Origin of the sequence: Mesorhizobium sp. M7D.F.Ca.US.004.03.1.1 (assembly GCF_003998635.1) — a bacterium.
In the GTDB taxonomy this organism is placed as follows: Bacteria; Pseudomonadota; Alphaproteobacteria; order Rhizobiales; family Rhizobiaceae; genus Mesorhizobium; species Mesorhizobium loti.
In genome coordinates, this window is the sequence record NZ_RZQG01001430.1 from 1 (window position 1) to 985 (window position 985).

Genomic DNA, 985 nt, shown 5'->3' on the forward strand with positions numbered 1-985 from the left:
ACTATTACCTGCCGGTCATCGGCATGGCGGCACTCGCCATCGGCAAGAAGACGGCTGAGCTCACCGAAGCCGACCTGCCCGCCCTCAAGGACGAGCTCTTGAAGATGAAAGCCAATGCCAAGCTGGTCGGCGAAGTGACCGCCAGCCAGACGGCGCTGGCGACCGGCGAGGTCGACATACTGGTCGGCGGCGGCGAATGGGTGACGGCGGGCCTAGCCAAGGAGAACCCGGCGCTCGACTTCTCCATCCCCAAGGAAGGTGCGGTTCTGTGGTCGCAGTCGCTGGCCATGTTCAAGGATTCCAAGAACAAGGACGTGGCGCTGAAATTCATCCAGTACATTATGAGCCCGGAAGGCCAGGCGCGCCTTGCTACCTCGTCCTGCTACTGGGGCATGCCGGCCAACACCAAGGCAGCACTCACCGACGACCAGAAGAAGGTCCTGCGCTTCGACGAGCAGCCCGGCTTCCTGGCGCGCGCCCAGGCCTATCCGGCGCCGAACGCCGATCTCGACAAGAAGATGCAGGACATGTGGACCGAAATGCTGCAGGCGAAATGAGCAGATAGCGCTCATGAGCACCTCGGCAAAGGACGGAAACGCCCTGCCCTGGGCGCTGGTCACGCCGGCGCTCGGCTGGACGCTGCTGTTCTTCGTGCTGCCCTTCATCGCCATGGGGTTTTCCAGCCTGACGGCGCATGACGGCGGCGGCTTCACGGCGTCCAATTACAGCCAGTTCTTCACCAACCCTTCCTACTGGCAGGCGATGGTGAACTCGCTGCAAGTAACCGCCATCGTCACAATGGTTTCGGTGCTGCTCGCCTACCCCTTTGCCTGGATCCTCGCCGAACAGGTGCCGGAGCGCTGGCAGCGGCTGGCGCTGATGCTGGCGGTGCTGCCGTTCTGGACCTCCTATGTCGTGCGCTCCTACGCCTGGCTGCTGGTGCTGGCGCAGAACGGCGTCGTCAACCGCGCGCTGACCGGCTCCG

The 985-nt window shown here is 63.8% G+C and carries 1 protein-coding gene and 1 pseudogene; both read left to right on the plus strand.

The window, feature by feature from the left end:
* The coding region (locus tag EN935_RS37680) for an extracellular solute-binding protein (RefSeq protein WP_127374323.1) at window positions 1-557 on the plus strand (557 nt) is incomplete at its 5' end.
* A 13-nt stretch (window positions 558-570) separates the two neighbouring features.
* Window positions 571-985, plus strand: a pseudogene (locus EN935_RS37685) (ABC transporter permease); the annotation flags it as partial.